We start from the raw sequence: 17,966 nt of genomic DNA, 5'->3' as shown, positions 1-17,966 counted from the left end.
ATTATTGAAGTTCCCCTTCAATCGCCTTCTTCATATTGTCCCAACCCGTTTTTGGATCAATCTCACCACGAACGATTTTGTTAAAGGCCTCTTGACCAATAAAGGTTTGCAATTCGTTGAATTTTGGATTGTCCATGGATGGAACAGCATTCGGGATTGCTTTTGCATACTCTTGCAATACAGGCGTTTTTTCAAATACAGGTTTAAATGCTTCATTCGTACCTACATCATCACGTGCTGGAGGCAAGTTCGTTTCTTGGAAAAAGGCAACATCGTTTTGAACATCCGAGTATACCCACTTGATGAATTCTATTGCAGCAGCCTGTTGCTCTGGGCTTGCCGATGCATAGATAACAATTCCTTTAGCATCCGCAAAAGTTTTCGCATTTGCTGGATCCATACCGTCCGGAACAGGAGGCAATGTGACTTCAAAGTTCTTTTTGTACTCAAGTTCCGGATATTTCTCAGCCCACATGTTAAATGTCCAAGGACCGACATCCGTAAATACACCCACGCCATTTTCGAAAGGTTCCGTTACGTTCTGAGTCAAGAGCCCTTTCTCCTTACGAAGATTGTCCACGTAAGAAAGTACGTCTACACCAGCTTTTTCATCGCCAACAAATTGGCTACCCTCAATAAATTTGTTACCATCAGATGCTGCATTGTACAACATAAAGAAGTCGAACCATCTTTTCCATGATGTAGGATCTGCTAAGTCTGGTTTCGCCCAAAGATATTTATCCGGGTATTTTGCTTTTAATTTTTTCGTTGCCTCAATCACTTCACTGTATGTTCTCGGAATTTCGTTCACACCAGCTTCTTTCAAGATATCCGTTCTCCATCCGAACATCATCGCATTCGAGTAGATTGGAAGAACATATTGATGACCATCCGCAAATTCCCAAGGCTCAATCGTTTTGGACATATTACGTTTTGTCACAATATCATCGAAGCCTGCTATTGTATCCAAAGGAACTAACGCTTTACTGTTCGCAAGTTGCGCTGCAAAACCACGGCTAATATTCTCAGTCATCGTTGGAGCACTTCCACCCGCGATTGCAGCTTGGATACTCGCCTCAGAAGTAGGGGACTCCTTGATCGCACTTACGTTAATTTTCACCTTAGGGTTAACAGTCTCGTACTCTTTGGCGATTTTCTGCCAATATGCTTGTTGAGTCGGGTTAGGTGCAGCCCAGAACTCAATAGTTGTTACTCCATCTGCTGAAGTGCCTGAATTACTACTCTTCGATCCACAACCGGCAAGAATCGTGAATACAAGCGTAAGTGCAAGCATTACTGAAAGCTTCTTCTTCATAAAATAAACCCTCCCTGAGTATCGATGCACATCAGTGCAGCATTTTGTAATTCCTAGATATAATTTTGTAACGTTACAAAATAAGATAAATATATACCTGCAAGCGAATTTGTAAGCGTTACAATTGCTATTATTATAGTTTTTAGCGAAAATGTCAACCTGTTATTCGAGTATTAATGAAAAAGACACGATTAATCACATTACAAATTAACTTTACTTAAATAGTTTGTAATGTTAAAATAATTTATAGTTGTAATGTAGTTTTACAGCATAATCTTTAGTATTATGAGAGACAGTATGGAAGAATATTCATTACACTTCTAATTAGAAAGGACGTATCTTCGCATGAAGGTGAAGGTAACAATGCAAGATATCGCCGATCGATTGAATATATCGAAGAACTCTGTTTCTCAGGCTCTGTCCGGTAAAGACGGTGTGAGTGAGGAAACGAGACAGTTAATTATCGATACTGCGAATGAAATGGGTTACACCTATTCGCGAGGGCGCAAAAGCACAGAAGAAGAAGTTGGAACCTTTGTCATTTTGGCATCAGAATTTGCATTTTCCAAACGTAACTTTTTTGGAGAAATTTATTTAAGTATTGAGAAGGAAGCAGCGAAGCGAAATAAGCGTATGGTTATTCAATCTATTGATCATCACGCTTCCGAACAATTGATCCTGCCTCCTATATTATTTGATCCTTCCGTAGAAGGAATCTTGATTCTGTCCCATATTACGACCCCATATATTCAAGCAGTGACGGGCACAGGGATTCCCACCGTGTTAATTGATCACCATCACCCTGATCTTAAGGCCGATAGTATTCTCACCAATAATCGTTATGCCGCTTATACAGCGGTGCAGCATTTAATTGAATTGGGACATACCCGTATTGGCTTCATCGGCAATATTCAATTCTCACCAAGTTATTACGAGCGTTTAGAAGGTTATCGCCTGGCTCTATACCAATCTGCAATTGAATACAATCCAATATGGGTGTTCGATCGTGCCATTGAAGAAATGGATGATGTGTTCAACGCTGTACAAAAGTTGGATAAGCAGCCTACGGCTTGGTTCTGTGTCAATGACGGCTTTGGGTTCTTGATCAATTCCGTGATGTACAAGCTTGGGTATCAGATCCCCCAAGATGTATCTATTGTGAGCTTTGATAATGGACAGTTATCACGGATAACAACTCCTTTGACTACAACGATGGATGTAGATTTGTCTTACTTTGGACGAAAAGCTATAGAACAACTCTTCTGGCGCATTGATCATCCCGAGGAGCCTTTTATAGAAATTCTCCTTCCTACCCATCTGATCATTCGGGAATCCACACAACATCCAAATACATAATCAGTTCATATAGACAGGAATGTTGTATGGAGAATAAATACACGCACATCACAAAAAGGGAGAGTCCCACAAGCCATGAAATGGCTGTGGAACTCTCCCTTTACTTTCAGATTAGGATGTATGTTGACGCTCGTTGTGGTCACTACGTGAATGGACCGTTGTTCCATTCATCCTACTACCAATATCCTCGGATTCCGGTCTGCATGCGGATCAGCGCTTCTAAATAATAATAATCTCCCCAAATCATATGGCCATCAGGCACGCGTCCGCCTCTGACATGATAGGAGCCATGCTTTAGAAGTCCCTCCGCCTCTGGATCTCCAGATGTCGCATAATGTTCCACCAGAGATTTCATGCTGCGGAGTAGTGCCTCTTCATAAATAGCCCGGTCCGGGTCATCTGCGTCCAGAATGTCCAGCAGTTCCAAGAGGCCGGAAGCCGCGATCGCAGAAGCTGAGCTGTCACGAGGGGTCCCCGCTTCCACAGGCACATCGAAATCCCAATAAGCCACACTATCCTCCGGAAGATGGCTTATAAAATAATGAGCCAGGCTTTTAGAAGTAATAAGAAAATCCTCATTCTGCGTATAGCGATACGCCAGCGCAAAACCGTATATTCCCCAGGCTTGACCACGAGTCCAGGTCGAACCATCCTCATACCCTTGATGAGTTCCTCCACGAATCGCACTCCCCGTAGCCGGATCAAAGTAAAAAGTATGATAAGAGGAATCATCCCCGCGCACAAGAAATTTTCGGCTCTTTAACGCATGCTGAAGGGCTATATCATAGTAGCGATTGTCCCCCGTTTCCTCCGCAGCCCAGAACAGCAGAGGCAAATTCATCAAACAGTCAATAATGATACGCCCCCCGTTCTCAGGATCACTCTCTAGACCCCAAGCCTGGAGGATTCCAGCTGTTTCACGCCAGCGTTTGCACAACGTATCTGCAGCCTGCAGACCGACAGCCCGCGCCGCTTCACTGCCTGTTATTTTCCACTCCGCTACTGCAGTTAGTGAATACAAAAAGCCAATATCATGATGATCTAAAGCGATGTGCTGATCCAAACGATGCTTGAAGTCCCCTAGCCATGAGGCTGCCGCCTCCTTAAAGAATGAATCTTTACCATATTCGTAGGCAAGCCACATCATGCCCACATAGAATCCCTCTATCCAATCATCATTGTCTCCCCATTCGTACTGTTGCCCCTCGGCGATATGGGGCAGTTTGCCCGGATGGTTAGTAATGTTACTCCCAATTTTGTGAATCGCATCCTCAATGGCCTTAGTCCACATCTTTGTTGCTCCTTTCCAATAAATCAACAGTATGCAAAAGTGCATCGTTACTAGGATCGTATACAGCAATCCTTCCGTCTGACTGCCACTGAATAAGCGGCGGCGAAGCCAGACTGGCCTGATTCTCCGGAGTATTCGTTGCTCCAAAGACAGCAGATATCAGTACCTGATCTCCCGGCTCCAATCTGGAGATCAAGCTCGGAAGAAACGTCCGAGACTTCAGCAGATTAGTATTCGGTTCGGGTAGCACGCATTCTCCCCGGTCAAAACCGCTTAGCATATGTATGGCACTGATTCCCCAGGGCAATTGCACCGAGACAGCAGTGTTAGATACATGAATGATTTCCCGATCACTGCGTGAGAAGCCAGCAGACTGGCCAATGGCAAATCCACCCTCCGCTACGTCGAGACACCGGGCGCTATGAATGCTGTGAATACGGACATGCCACAGACCCGCTGGAATAATCCATGTCTTCACATGTACATCGCTCCAGGGATGCCAGCGTGAATATACATAATTCTCTCCAATTTCCCACGTCTCGCAGAATCTGCGTACCCGGTAATGTTCATCGCATTCACACAATGCTAATGTAGAGTCGTAAGCGCCTTGAACTAAGCCATAACCCGCCTTCGGCACACTGAATCCGAACAGCGTGGAGTAAGCAAACTTGGAATATTTAGCTGCGCTATGGGCCATATCAAAGTTAGCCATCTGACCAGAGGTATAGGCAATAACATGCTTATTTCCTTCCGGACGACTCACCAGCATACGTGCCTCTTCGAGTGGTAACATCTCTTTCAATACAGGCAGTGGTTCTTCTTCCGCTTGCCAAAAAGGATGATCGTCCGGCAAGGCAAGAATAAGCATAGCTTTAAAGGCCCAATACGGTGATCCGGGGGCATTGTAGTTCTCCGTCATTACCAGATTCGGGTAAGCATATCCGATACTTAGTAATCCGTCTATTCCCACAATAGGCTTCTCAAACCACCAACGAAAATGACGCATTATAATTCCTTTGAGAACGCCATATGAAAAAGGAAGGACCTCAGCATACACCAGCGCACTCCAGAAAGAGACCTGCGCAAAACGATAGGTCAGACTACGTCCGAAAGGAATCGCACTTCCGTCCTCAGCAAACCAATACATAAAATCTTTGGCAAATTGCGCGGATCTTTCCCGGTAAACTGCAGCCCTCTGAGGATCATCATCCGCCATCAATTTAGCATATATCAGCGTATAATAATGCATAGCAAAAGCAATATAATAGTCTCTCTGATCGGTCAGCCCATCGGAATACCAGCCATCACTCAAGTAGTAGGTATCAATCTTCTCCAAATAATTATTCATTATCTCTTGATCGTAGGGCAATCCGACTTTCTTAAAGCCCACATTCACAAGAACCGTGAACATCAGCCAGTTATTCGGGTTCGAACGATCCACATGATTGATCTGGTTCAACCAGTTATATACCTGCATTTTCTGAACATCACTCAGCGGCTCCCACAGCTTATGCGGCGCAAGAGCAAGCCCCAGTCCCAGCACAGCCTGTTCCACCATACGCTGGTCTTTGGTTGAGAATTCACCCCAGTATTCTTCATGTTCAGGGTCAGTCCCATTGACGATCCCCTCGAGGAACTTCGGCCAAAGCGCACTCTCCCCTCCCCCGCTGGCATGGGGAACAAGCCCCCATAACGGACGAGCGAAGGCTTCCATAAGCGCGGTAGCTTCATTGTATATTGATCCTGTAGCTCCCATATCGATTCCTGCACATCCAGAAGTAAATCGACTATCCAGCGGAGCATATAGGTCATTTAAGAACATTTGTAATTCATTTTTAGTACCCTTCAGTTCCACAGTAATGGTTCCTCCAATCCTTACTCAATGCCAAGCCGCATATTCACTGGGCCTCATGCCCATTTCCCGTTTAAACAGCTTGATAAAATAACTTTTGTTGGCATATCCCAGATACTCGGAGATCTCTTCCACAGTCTTTCCAGACTGATTAAGCAGCTCTTTTGCCTTCTGAAGCTTTAGCATATTTACATATTCGATGAAATTCTGGTTTGTTTCCCGTTTGAACAAGCGGCTGAAATAGCTGGCATTCAAGTTCAGGCGTCCAGCCATATCCTCCAGCGTTATTTTCTCCGTTACATGACTGATCACGAACTGCTGGGCTTTAATAACCTCGCTCCGTTTCGACTTGATAGAGAATATACTTATTTTCCGCGCTAATTCTTCCAAGTACTGAACTAACCACTCTTCCAAATGCTCGAGGGTATCAATGTCACTCACCACGCTAAACAGCTTTTCTTCTGCCATAAGCAATGGAGACTGCAGCAGCTGTTTCGTCTTCAATTGCAAGTCCATCAGCAACCGGAGAACACATTCCTTAACTTCATTTGGATGAAACTTTTGCGTTGCCACCCATTCTCGCCATTCCTTTACATGAATACGAAGCTCTGTTTCCCTATTCAGGGCAATATCATCATTAATATCAGCGTACAGACTTCCATATTCGGCATAAATATCATCCCGCGAAAAGCTAATCTCTTCAAAACGATGAATGCCCGCCGCTGGAAAATAAAACCGCTGAATCTTCTCCTTTAGCATCCGCTGCAGTGTTCCGCGAATTTCCTCAGGACTGCGCGCCTCAGCACCAAATATGCAGGAGACAGACAGCTTGAGATATTTCTGTACCGCAGAGGCTGCATTTTGAATGGAATGATAAATCGCTTGGTGGTCTCTGGAAGACTGGTCGCTGCAGAAAAGAATAACAATCTCCTTATGGCTGTATCTCGAAATAAATAAACTGTGATCAGCCTCAAGCACTTCCTGCATAATATTCTCGACGGCAAAAGAAATCGTATATTCACTCATACGGCGCACCCGTGAAGCTTCCTCTGGACGGTCAATCACTATAAGCATTGGAATGTAGGTCTTGGCATGGATCATAATTCCGTTTGACCGGGCTTGCTCGATCCAAGCTACCTTGTCCCAAGATTGGTATAACGTATCTTTTAGAAACTTTTCTTTTAGCGCAGCACGGTTTTGTGATTGCTTTTGCTTATATACCAGCATCTCGGTATGCTGCTGCCTGTTCAGACCCACTTCCTTCACAAGTGTTCTGAGTGCATGTTCCAGCTGCTCGATATTCAGTGATTCTTTTAAAATATATTCTCCTACGTTTAGTTTCAGCGCCTGCTGAGCGTATTTGAACTCGTTGTGGCAGGACAGAATAATCGCACGAATTCCGGGCTTCATCGCTCTGAATTTCTCAAGCATCTCCAGTCCGTTCATCTTAGGCATACCAATATCGGTGATAATCAGATCCGGTGGATTCTGCCGTGCTTTTTCCCAAGCCTCAAGACCGCTATAATAACATCCGGTGAGTTCAATCCCGAGCTCACTCCATGACACGGCTTGCGACAAATAACGGATAACCGGATAGTCATCATCCACCAAAATTGCCGTCAGCATTCTCTATACCCACCTTTCCGTAGTTCAGTGGAAACTCCAAACAAATCTCCGTACCCACATCAGGTTCGCTTGATATATTCAACTTAAATGAAGCACCATAAATCATACTGAGGCGTTGGGCCACATTACGTAAGCCTATGCCAGAGAATCCTTTTCTGTCCTCTTCTGCAATTTGCTCACTACTGTATGCGGTTTCACGAAGTCTTTTTAAATTCTCCTGTGACATTCCGATGCCATTATCCTTAATGGTGATAACCAAGGTTCCTGTAGTTGCAATAATACGAGCTTCAATAAAGATCTCACCACCAAACTGCTCGAAACCATGGATGATGGCATTCTCGATCATAGGCTGAATCATAAACCGAGGCACCAGTGCTTCAGCAGTTCCGTCTGCTAAATTCATTTCCAGCCTGACCTGATTGGCATGACGAAAATTCATCAAAGTCACATAATGTGATATCGTATCTGTCTCCTCACGAAGCGGGATAAACTCATTGTCTCTGTTAAAGGTCATACGGAGCAAAGACGACAACGAACCAATCAACTCGGCGTTCTCCTTGTCTCCTTGCATCAGAATATTTAACCGGATCGAATTCAACAGATTAAACATAAAGTGCGGATTGATCTGTGCCTGCAGCATTTCCAGTTCAGCTTTTCTTTTTCCTGTTTGCTCATAGGTGATTTGTTCAATCATGGACTCGATTCGATCTAGCATTTGGTCGATGGTACGGGCCAGTTGAGCCGCCTCATTATTCCCACGGATTAGCGAACGTTCGTCCAATTGACCACGACCTATTCGCTTTACAAAAGCACTTAATTTCACGATGGGCTGAGTCAGCTTAGAGATTAGAACGGTTAAGAGAACGGAAAAGAAGGTAAAGAATAGAATTTGCACGGCTAAGCTGATAAATAAAATCTGTTTATTCTTTGACAATGCCGCCTTCATAGGGATAATGCTCACCATCTGCCATCTGTTGCTGCTCAGCTCCTGGTCAACATACAAGAATTTCTCCCCACTGATCTCGACAGTATCAAGCCGACCTTCCTTTTTCCACCACGTCATTGTTTCACCAATTCGGGCTGGATCAGCATGTGAGACTACAGTTCCCTTGTCATCCAAAAGCATCATCTCTTTGCCATTGTCATTGTTCAGATAAGGGCGGAGTTTACGCTCATTGATGTTAATAATCATATATCCGATCGTGCTGCTGGAGGTCGATTGTATAGGTCTCGCAATAGTTACCCAATTGGCTGAGCCCTTATCAGAATAGTTGTAGTAGGTGTCGTGCTCCGCTCTCCAGAAAGTCGAAATCGGCTGAGTTTGTTTCAATAGTGACATCCAACGCTCGCTATAAAAGGTTTTCGGATTAAAGTCGCTATAAGGATAACTCGTATAAATAAATCCATTCTTACCGATCAGCGTCACTTTCAAATACTCTGAAAGAACGAACATATCATCCAGCATCCGCGACATACGGTTATACTGGATGATCTCTTTCGCTGAATGGAGCGACTCTGGAACAGCAGACATCATCTGCCTGATTTCGCTGTTCTGAAGCACAAAATTGGACTGCTCCAGCGTTTGTTCAAAAATGGCATTCATATTGGCACTGGACGCATTGAGAGATTCTCTTGCGCTGCCAACGGCCTTCTCCAGAATCAGATCCCGGGTTAAATAATCTGTAACCATGTAAATGCAGACTAGCGGGATCAGTACGCAAATCATTGAAGACCAGACAAGTTTCATTCGAAGTGATTGATGCTTTCTAAACACGGATGACAGGCCCCATATCTGTTTTAAATTTGGAGCAGGAGGCAGAAATGCTTTCCTGCCCCCACATTATAAGCCCCCTTGGGGAAGCGTACAATCAGTCTCCGCCTACTTTCCGCTGTTGTTCTGAACCACTTCCGAAATTTTCTTATCGATATTGGTAACGGTGACATCCAGATCCTGTTGGCCAAGGAGATACATTTCCGCTTCTGGAATAACGTTGTTCTTAGCTTCATCCGCATATTTAGCCGGAACTTGCGTCGCACCAGGTGCCGAATTCTCCATCGTATATTTCAGGGAATCAACATCAATCATAGATGGATCCTTAGAACCACTCACAATCGTATCCACCAATTTGTTCGTATCCGATTTCGCCCAGCCAGAGAAGACACGTCCGCCAATTTCCAGTCCTTCTGAGGTATACCAGCGTACAAAGGTGTAAGCTGCTTCCTTATGCTTGGATTTAGCAGCTATCCCCATATAGGTTGGCTGAACAGGTGAGTAATGTTTGCTCTCACTATCCAGTCGAGGGATCGGCGCAAACGCGGTAACGAAGGTTGCTGGAATGGCATCCGTTCCACCCGATTCCGCAACCATCCAGTCACCCATCGGAAGCATCGCTGCTAAACCATTAAAATACTGATTCCGGTAGGCAAGCTTCTGCGAAATAATATCCTCGTAAGGAGTAGCACTCTTATCTTCGTACATCATTTTCTTCATCATCTGCAGATTAGCCTTAAATTGCGGATCCAGGGCATTGGAGGTTCCGTCAGATTTTAGAAAAGTATTATCCTCAGGTTTACTCATCAGCTGGAGTTGGAAATAATCCGGCCAATTGTGCAGATATGCGCCAAAACGCTTCGTTGCGCCCTCACCCTTGGTCAATTTCTTGGCATACTCTTCGAAATCCGCCCAAGTCCAGTCGGTCGGAACCGGCAGACCAGCCTCATCTAGCATTTCTTTGTTAAGAAGCACGAACCAGCGCTGCATAGATGACGGTAACGCATAGACTTTGCCATTGACCGTAGTGTCCACTAGATATTCATCGGAGAGCTTATACCCTTCTTTCTGAATATATTCGTCCATCGGTGCTAACACACCGATATCTGCACGCTGCGAATAGTTGGTATACGGCAGTTCGACAATATCCAGCGGGTCACTTGCAGCGGCCATCAAATCCAGCTTCTGCATAGAGGCTACAGAATCGCCTTTTTCATTCAGTAGATCCACTTCTACATGAATGTCGGGATGCGCCTTCTCAAACTCTGCGATAATCGTGCTCCACTTCGCTTTGGCTTCCGTCTGCCAGGTACTCAGCTTCAGCGTAACCTTCTCTGCTGCAGGCTCCTTATTTCCACCAGCATCAGGCGCATCTGTTGCTCCTGCATTATTTGTTTTCGCATTTCCACCGCAAGCGGCCAATGACAACGCCATAGATGTGATCATAAGCACGGATAATAATTTCTTTTTCATATAGACCCTCCTATAAATGTGTTGGGTATACCTCGCTTTACAGCCAAAGCTATGTAACTGCTTACAAGAACATCCTAACATGCAGGATAGACGAGGAAAGTTCTCATATTCTACCGAAGAGAAACTATTTTGACTTTTATTATCCTTTCACGCCTCCGAGGGCAATTCCCTCAATAACCTGCTTCTGACCGAGAGCAAAAATAATCAGCAGTGGCAGAATTGCAGATACCGCACCAGCCATCATGAGGGAATAAACATCCCCGTATTGGTCCCCAAACAACCGAATACCTAACTGAATAGTAAACAGCTCTTTAGATTTCAAAAAAATGAGTGGATACTGATAGTCGTTCCAGGTCCAGATAAAACGCAGAATAGCATAAGTAGCTACAGCGGGACGGATCAGCGGAAATGCAATTTGTAGAAAAGAACGAAAATGACCTGCTCCATCCATCCGCGCCGATTCAAGATACTCGTTGTTTACCCCCATAAAAAATTGCTTGAGCATAAACGCACCGATAATACTAAAGCTGTTAATTAAGATCAATCCTAAATGCGTATCAATCAGATTCAGCCAGTTAAATAGTAGAAACTGTGGAACCAGCGAAGCCTGTGGAGGAACCATGTAAAGGGCCAATACAACTACAAACATCGCATCTCTACCCGGAAAACGTAGCTTGGAGAACCCATAAGCAGCCAGTGCGCATATCAGCACATTAATTATAGTCGTTGCCAGCGTAATATAAATGGAATTTCCGTAATAACGAGCGAAATCACCTGACCAAACTTGTTTATAATTCTCAATGAGGTTCCACTGCTGTGGCAGCCATTGTATCGGAAAATCAAACACATCTTTCTCCAGTTTAAAGGAAGTGGATAACATCCATAGAAACGGTAAAAGAAATGCGATACCTAGCAGTCCCATTGCGATTGTCCAGAACGTTCTGGATAGAAGCTCTTTTCTCACTGTAATTTCTCCTTTCTGCCTTTAATAATTGACCCATTTTTTTTGCGCTAACATCTGCAGGGCTGTAATGATCAGGCAGATGAGGAACAGGACAAGTGCCATGCTAGAGGCATAACCAGTCTTCAATTGATTGAAGGCGGTGTCATATAGCTCATAAACGATAACGGTCGTGGAATTGGCCGGTCCACCCTGTGTCAGCACTTGGATCAGATCGAAGATTTTAAATGAACCAATGACCCCCGTAACCAGCAGGAAAAAGGTAGTTGGCGAAATGCAGGGAACCGTGATATTGCGGAATTTCCGCCAGCTATTGGCCCCATCAATATCAGCTGCTTCATAAAGGTCCTTCGGAATACTCTGTAACCCAGCGATAAAAATAATAATGTTGTAACCGAGTTGAATCCAAATCTGGATCAACATAAGCGACGGCAAAGCATAATGGATATCAGCTAACCATTTTGGCGGATTACTCCACCCCAGTGACATCAGGAATTGATTGACAGGTCCTAGTGAGGGATGAAACATTACCTGCCAAACCATAGCGATGGCAACTACACTGGAGATGTAGGGAAGGAAGTAAATCACTTTAAACAAGTCCTTCAGGAACACCTGTTTATCAATCAGGATCGCTAACAGCAGAGCAACGATGATCGTAACCGGTACTGTGATAATAAAGAGCAGATTGTTCAGCAAGCTTTTCATAAAAGCATCATCATGAAACAGCCTTATGAAATTATCCACGCCCGCGAACTTAATCCCCCCTAACCCAGCTACAAAGTTCCAGTTCGTGAAGCTTAACAGCAGTGAGCCCAGCACTGGGATCAAGGTCAAGATGATCAGCCCCAACATCAGTGGAGCGACGAATAAATACCCAGCGATTGCTTCGCGCGTATCCATTTTAAGATGAAATTTTCGTATCATAGTTCTCCTCCTTTACTTATCCATAATTGTAGAAAAAGTAAGCCGTAATCATAAGAACTAGAATTGTTCATTTTGGAACTAATTTTACCGATCCTTTAGTTGCGAAGTTTTCTAGACAACCAAGCATAAACGCCTTTGGCGTCCTTATAAGGACGCCAAAGGCGTTTATGCGAGAAATATAAGACATAAAGTATATTGTAAAACTTATATTTTCTTATATTTGCAAAAAAAGCGCGAGCCAAGCTCCCGCCATCCACTACATTTCTATTTTTCCACGTAAAGTAAAGATCGTTTTACACGGACGCAACCTCTACAACACCTTTTCCATCCCCACCCGTGCTTTTCAGCTTCTTACTAAAAATCACAAACAAGATGACGCCCATTAAGCTCGTTATAACTTCTGTTATGGTCATTGACCAGATCACGCCATGAAGTCCAAAAACAGAATGTAACACGATAATCATAGGGATAAACAATACGCCTTGTGTGATGGCCATAATGTTGGTTGGTACTCCCTGTCCTGTCGCTTGAAAAATACTCATAAACAAACCTGTAAATCCATTAAATAAAGCAGAAATCAGCATGGCTACCAAAATATAAGTTCCCATACTTAACACTGAAGGGTCATTAGAGAAGAAGTGCAGGATCGTTCCTCTAAACAGAAACACTAGACCTACAAAGACAAAAGCAATACCTCCGATATAGGCAAAAGCATGTTTAATTGTTGATTTAAGTCTCGCCATATTTTGACTAGCAAAGTTAAACGCAAATAGCGGAATCAAACCTAAGAATAAGCCCATTGATAAGAACTCCGGAACTTGCACAATTCTTAAGGCCACACCAAATCCGGCAACCACATTTTCTCCATATTGAATCGCGAAGTTATTTAACAAAAGCGTGCTCACAATCACAAAACTAAATTGCAATAACTCTGATACACCTATTTTGTATACTTCTAATTGATCTCGAACAGATATCTTGAAATGCTTCAAAAATCCTCTTAAATGCTCACTTTTCGTTTCTAAAAAATAGACATAATAAATCGCGGAACCCACATTCGCTAAAACCATCGCCAACGCAGCACCTGCCACATGCCATTTCAGCACAAGAATAAAGAGTGGATCAAAAATTAAACTTAAAGCCGTACTAATAAAGATACCGTACATCGATTCTTTGGAGGCACCTTCGGAACGGACTAGCTGTTCCAAGGCAAAATTAAGCACAATGGCAAATCCACCGACAAAAAGGGTCAAAGCATAAGCCTTAGTAAAGTCTAGAGTAGCAGCATCTGCGCCTAGTAATCGCGTAATTGGATCAATCGCTAACATCGCTATTAGAGCAATAAGAATACCCACTATAATGCTTCCATAAAAAGTGTATCCGGCAACCTTCTTTCCCTTCTCCGTATCCTTTTGCCCCGCGAGCCTTGTAATAAATGTTCCGCCACCTACGCCAAGCATATTCCCAAAGGCCATAAGGACTGTGAAGATGGGTAGACCCAGCGTAATGGCAGTCAGCATACTAGTATTGTGGAGTAAGCCAATGAAATAAGCATTGATTACATTATAGATGGTACCAACAGACATCCCGATCATCATAGGAATGGATAAATGAGCAATTGCCTTCTTGATCGGCGCCGATTCTAAATAATATTGATTGGAGACTTCTGTTTCCATGATTAACCCTCCGAACGTTTATAGACTTGAATTAACTTTTTGCAGTAAAGACTTTAAGTTTGCTGTTTCTTCCGGACTGAGTGCTTTTGTAATGCTTGCTTCTACCCCTGAGAAAATCTCATTGAACTCCTCGACCAAAAGAGCGCCCTTTTCCAAAACAAAAATGCTCTTCTGCCGTTCATCATTTTCAGGTGTGACACGCTTGATATAGCCTTTCTTTTCTAACCCTTGAAGCATGCTGGTGATACTCGCCCCTTTTCTATTAAAGACTTCCGCCAAATCCTTTTGAATTACACCTTTTTCTTGATGCTCAAAAATATAACCGATCATGCGTCCTTGCTGTGAATTCAGCCCTAGCTCATTCAGCCTGGCGTCAGCTGTACTTTTTAGTTTCATCCCGATCTCTCGAATCAAATTAGAAAATGGTGTATTTTCAACGGGTTTGCTCATTATTATTTCCTCCGCATTCGTATTAGTTAGAACTCTAAGTAACATCATTATCATAATAGTTAGAACTCTAACTGTCAATATTCTAACTAAATAAACTGGTTTTATTCTTCCTTTAAGGTAAGTACATGACGGCGGTGAATGTTTGGACTTCCGGCCACTGTTCCCTTGTAGAATGTTTTTTTAGTTCACCTTATTAAAAAACGCCCCTCTCCAGCACATGCCCGTAGACATGTACTGAAAAGGAGCGATTAGAGAAACTTACTTCACAAGTTCCTCTAAACTTCCGAATAATGCTTTTGTCGATTTCAGCTTGGACGCATTGCCGACTACAGTGAAATAATTTTGTTCCGTCACAGCCTTAAGTAAATCGGTGTACTGTCTGATATCTTCTGGTGTTGTCGACAAGATTTCATCCCGCTCTCGCTGCAGTTCGGCCTCCGTCACCTGTTCAAAATAATGTCGGTCCGCCCGCCGTCCCTGTGCGCTGGGACTAAGAGGCTGATCCAGCATAGATAAGGTACCGATGATCGCTTTGGTCATCTCATCGGGATCTGCTTCATACCCCTCAACAAATCGATAAGCCTGATCATAAACCTCCAGCGTCTCCTGCAAATTCGGATCACGGTAGGAGGTGAACATCATTATCCCATCTCTGCGCAGAACCAGGTTCCCGCCATACGCACCGCCCTTCACACGTACGGCATTCCACAGATAGGTAAGGCTCATGATTTTCTTGAGCACCTGCATTTTGCCTGAATATGTGAATCCTAGCTTAGTGAAGTCGTATCCCTTAACCACATATTGCACCTGGCTGGAAGACATGAATCCTTCATTGTCCGCATGTCCCTGTGCCGTAATCTTAGGCCTATTTACTACTGGCCGATCCTGGATACCCAGCTTCGCTGCATTAGCTATGAATTCTTCATACAAATCAGGCGTACCAGTCACGCTGATGATCAAATTGTTTTTATTGAACAAATCCCCACAGATGCCCTTTAGTGTGTCTGCCACCTGAGCTCCCTGTTGGTCGAACGTCTCCGCAAGCTCGCGGATAAAGCGGTAATAAGTAGCACCGCCCTGTTGTTCCTGATAAGCTCCCATATCCGAGAAATAGGACATCAGGCGGCTGGCCGCAATCTCATTCCCTCTTTGATTCAGAATCGATTCCATCTGCGAGGCTTCCCGGCGGACGATTTCCTGCAGCTTGGTCAGATTGTCGAGCGCACTTGTGTAGAGTATCTCTCGCAGTAGGTCCAGTGATTCACCAATATGCCCCGCCATCACCTTCACCAGCGCAGAGAATTTAGGCTGATAACTCGCCCCCGTAGCTTTTGCAGCGCCATAGAGCTCATTCCTGAAATATATGCCCCCGGTTTTGATCCCGATTTCACTGGTGAGCTCTTCGATGCTGTAGGACGCAGTCTCCATTTGGCCCAATACCTCTGCCAATAGCACCAAATAAGGAATCTTTTCAGGGGCTATAACACCCGTATCCCAATAAAGCTTGCAGTAGGCAATCTTATGGGTAGCTACCTCATGGTGGATCACTTTTATTCCCTCATGGATTTGTTCATGGGTCGGCACCTGAGGTTCTACGCTGCGGTTAATATCCTGTAAAGACAAGCTCGGTAGCTTCTGTAAATCTTCGGCTGCATCCGCACGACTCTGCCGCGCCAGAAGATGCTGTGTACTCTGAACAAGCTGCTCCAACTGATCTGGTTGCAGTGACGCTTTGTATTCACTCAATTGATGCTGAGTGGATGCTTCCTTTTCCGCTGCGATCGTCTTGGACGGGTTCAGTACCACCACACTGCAATGATCACTGTTCAGCAAATAGTCCTCAATCAGCTTCTCAAAATAACGGTCCGCAAGCTTTTCCCGAATGGCCGTGAGCACCTCTTCATAGCGCATGTGAGTAGTCGGCTGACCGTCATAGAGCCAGGACTTCATCACTTCGATATTGTAAGTAAGACCCTTCGGATACTGATTAAAGTCCGCTTCCCGCAGTTCAAATTCCTTACTGTTGACCGCTGCCAGCACCAGCTTCTCATCTAGTCCGTCCTGGACCAAACGCTTTAATGTAGTCTTCACCAGCTCCACAAAGGCATCTTTAGAGGAGGCATTGGAATGCGTCAGCGTAATACCAAGCAGCGGTTGAACCATACTGTCGGAATAAAAAGCAAACGCGTCTTTGCCAAGTCCGCTTTCGAGCAAGGCTTGCTTGAGCGGAGCTGCGTTGCTGTCCATTAGCATGCTTTTTAAAATATCAAAAGCAAGGTTCAGTTCCCGATCAGTAGAAGTTCCAATCACATAATTTAGACTCAAATAAGTCTTATCAGTGGCTGCTTCTGCTTCCAGAATCGGATAATCCGCTACCAGCTCCGTCATTCCAATGGGCTGTTGTAGCGCAATGGAAGTATCGAAGCTATTTCGTTCATAAGACCCAAGATATTCCTGGTCTATAAATTGCAGCTTTTCTTCAATATTAACGTCTCCGTAGAGATAAAAATAACTGTTGGACGGATGATAATAGTTGCTGTGCGCCTTGAGAAACTGCTCATAGGTTAGCGCAGGAATTTCCTGTGGATCTCCACCTGAAGAATGACGGTAAATCGTGTCCGGATACAATGACTTTTTGATTCTATCCATCAATACCGTAGTCGGCGAGGAATATGAACCTTTCATCTCGTTGTAAACCACGCCTTTATAGATTAACTCATCTTCGGGATGCTGAAGCTCGTAGTGCCAGCCCTCTTGCTCAAAAATTTCTTGTTGCTTATAAATATTCGGTTGAAAAACACTATCCAGATAAACCTCCACCAAATTAGAGAAGTCCTGATCGTTCCGGCTCGCTACTGGATACATCGTCTTATCCCCAAACGTAAATGCGTTCAGGAACGTCTGCATCGAGCCTTTCAGTAATTCTACAAAAGGTTCCTTGACCGGATATTTCTCTGAACCACATAATACGGAATGCTCCAAAATATGAAAGACCCCCGTACTATCTTCAGGCGGGGTCCTGAAGCTTACACTAAATACCTTGTTGTCATCCTGATTCTGCACGAACAGCAGCCTGGCGCCACTCTTCAGATGTTCCAGCGTGAATACGTTGGATTCGTTCTCCGGGATAAATTCCTCATTAACAACCTGAAATCCATAATAAGTGTTCCCTGTGATCAAACGGCTCATAGATTTCCCTCCTCTGTTTAGGGATATGATAACTCTACATGAGCTTATCATATCCCTGGGCGATTATTCCATCAGTAGAAGG

The 17,966-nt window shown here is 44.2% G+C and carries 12 protein-coding genes; 1 reads left to right on the top strand and 11 read right to left on the bottom strand.

The window, feature by feature from the left end; translation table 11 throughout:
* Window position 1: 1 nt before the first annotated feature.
* Window positions 2-1,315, bottom strand: a complete 1,314-nt coding sequence (locus MKX35_RS11265) for an ABC transporter substrate-binding protein (protein ID WP_076300769.1) — start codon at window positions 1,313-1,315, stop codon at window positions 2-4.
* A gap of 345 nt (window positions 1,316-1,660) precedes the next feature.
* Here MKX35_RS11265 and MKX35_RS11260 point away from each other — a divergent pair, with 345 nt between their 5' ends.
* Window positions 1,661-2,671 (top strand): LacI family DNA-binding transcriptional regulator, encoded by a 1,011-nt coding sequence (locus tag MKX35_RS11260; protein ID WP_076300768.1) that lies wholly within the window; start codon window positions 1,661-1,663, stop codon window positions 2,669-2,671.
* Between the two features lie 175 nt (window positions 2,672-2,846).
* Here the strand turns inward: MKX35_RS11260 and MKX35_RS11255 are convergent, their stop codons facing one another.
* The 10 genes from MKX35_RS11255 to MKX35_RS11210 all read right to left on the bottom strand — a co-directional run bounded on the left by MKX35_RS11255 (window position 2,847) and on the right by MKX35_RS11210 (window position 17,884).
* Window positions 2,847-3,962 carry a glycoside hydrolase family 88 protein gene (locus MKX35_RS11255; protein ID WP_076300767.1) on the bottom strand — a complete coding sequence of 372 codons (1,116 nt, stop codon included), beginning with the start codon at window positions 3,960-3,962 and terminating at the stop codon, window positions 2,847-2,849.
* A complete protein-coding gene (locus MKX35_RS11250; protein ID WP_256716404.1) occupies window positions 3,952-5,817 on the bottom strand; it encodes a DUF2264 domain-containing protein in 1,866 nt (621 codons plus the stop codon). Before MKX35_RS11250 ends, MKX35_RS11255 begins: the two co-directional genes overlap by 11 nt.
* Window positions 5,818-5,841: 24 nt before the next feature.
* Window positions 5,842-7,440: a response regulator transcription factor gene (locus MKX35_RS11245; protein ID WP_076300766.1), complete on the bottom strand. Its 1,599-nt coding sequence runs from the start codon at window positions 7,438-7,440 to the stop codon at window positions 5,842-5,844.
* Window positions 7,415-9,214 carry a cache domain-containing sensor histidine kinase gene (locus MKX35_RS11240; RefSeq protein WP_256716403.1) on the bottom strand — a complete coding sequence of 600 codons (1,800 nt, stop codon included), beginning with the start codon at window positions 9,212-9,214 and terminating at the stop codon, window positions 7,415-7,417. Before MKX35_RS11240 ends, MKX35_RS11245 begins: the two co-directional genes overlap by 26 nt.
* Window positions 9,215-9,319: 105 nt before the next feature.
* Complete coding sequence (locus MKX35_RS11235) at window positions 9,320-10,684, bottom strand: ABC transporter substrate-binding protein (protein ID WP_076284704.1); 1,365 nt, start codon at window positions 10,682-10,684, stop codon at window positions 9,320-9,322.
* 139 nt (window positions 10,685-10,823) lie between these two features.
* Entirely contained in the window at window positions 10,824-11,606 is a 783-nt protein-coding gene (locus tag MKX35_RS11230) for a carbohydrate ABC transporter permease (RefSeq protein WP_042194330.1), read from the bottom strand.
* A 63-nt stretch (window positions 11,607-11,669) separates the two neighbouring features.
* Window positions 11,670-12,569, bottom strand: coding sequence for a carbohydrate ABC transporter permease (locus MKX35_RS11225; protein ID WP_042190714.1), 900 nt, complete (start codon window positions 12,567-12,569; stop codon window positions 11,670-11,672).
* Between the two features lie 293 nt (window positions 12,570-12,862).
* On the bottom strand, window positions 12,863-14,245 hold the full coding sequence (locus MKX35_RS11220; RefSeq protein ID WP_076300765.1) for an MATE family efflux transporter: 1,383 nt from the start codon (window positions 14,243-14,245) through the stop codon (window positions 12,863-12,865).
* A gap of 18 nt (window positions 14,246-14,263) precedes the next feature.
* On the bottom strand, window positions 14,264-14,695 hold the full coding sequence (locus tag MKX35_RS11215; RefSeq protein WP_042190718.1) for a MarR family winged helix-turn-helix transcriptional regulator: 432 nt from the start codon (window positions 14,693-14,695) through the stop codon (window positions 14,264-14,266).
* A gap of 258 nt (window positions 14,696-14,953) precedes the next feature.
* On the bottom strand, window positions 14,954-17,884 hold the full coding sequence (locus MKX35_RS11210; RefSeq protein ID WP_076300764.1) for an insulinase family protein: 2,931 nt from the start codon (window positions 17,882-17,884) through the stop codon (window positions 14,954-14,956).
* Window positions 17,885-17,966 lie beyond the last annotated feature (82 nt).

The organism is Paenibacillus sp. FSL R5-0923 (assembly GCF_038009145.1).
Lineage (GTDB): Bacteria > Bacillota > Bacilli > Paenibacillales > Paenibacillaceae > Paenibacillus_AQ.
Note: the sequence above shows the minus strand (reverse complement) of the source record. Positions and strands in the feature narration are given on the sequence as shown.

Bases quoted from the DNA above. Each gene is read 5' to 3' on its own strand.
- MKX35_RS11260 (WP_076300768.1), top strand. From the start codon at position 1,661: ATGAAGGTGAAGGTAACAATGCAAGATATCGCCGATCGATTGAATATA.
- MKX35_RS11265 (WP_076300769.1), bottom strand. From the start codon at position 1,315: ATGAAGAAGAAGCTTTCAGTAATGCTTGCACTTACGCTTGTATTCACG.
- MKX35_RS11225 (WP_042190714.1), bottom strand. From the start codon at position 12,569: ATGATACGAAAATTTCATCTTAAAATGGATACGCGCGAAGCAATCGCT.
- MKX35_RS11220 (WP_076300765.1), bottom strand. From the start codon at position 14,245: ATGGAAACAGAAGTCTCCAATCAATATTATTTAGAATCGGCGCCGATC.
- MKX35_RS11235 (WP_076284704.1), bottom strand. From the start codon at position 10,684: ATGAAAAAGAAATTATTATCCGTGCTTATGATCACATCTATGGCGTTG.
- MKX35_RS11215 (WP_042190718.1), bottom strand. From the start codon at position 14,695: ATGAGCAAACCCGTTGAAAATACACCATTTTCTAATTTGATTCGAGAG.
- MKX35_RS11255 (WP_076300767.1), bottom strand. From the start codon at position 3,962: ATGTGGACTAAGGCCATTGAGGATGCGATTCACAAAATTGGGAGTAAC.
- MKX35_RS11245 (WP_076300766.1), bottom strand. From the start codon at position 7,440: ATGCTGACGGCAATTTTGGTGGATGATGACTATCCGGTTATCCGTTAT.
- MKX35_RS11230 (WP_042194330.1), bottom strand. From the start codon at position 11,606: ATGGGACTGCTAGGTATCGCATTTCTTTTACCGTTTCTATGGATGTTA.
- MKX35_RS11210 (WP_076300764.1), bottom strand. From the start codon at position 17,884: ATGAGCCGTTTGATCACAGGGAACACTTATTATGGATTTCAGGTTGTT.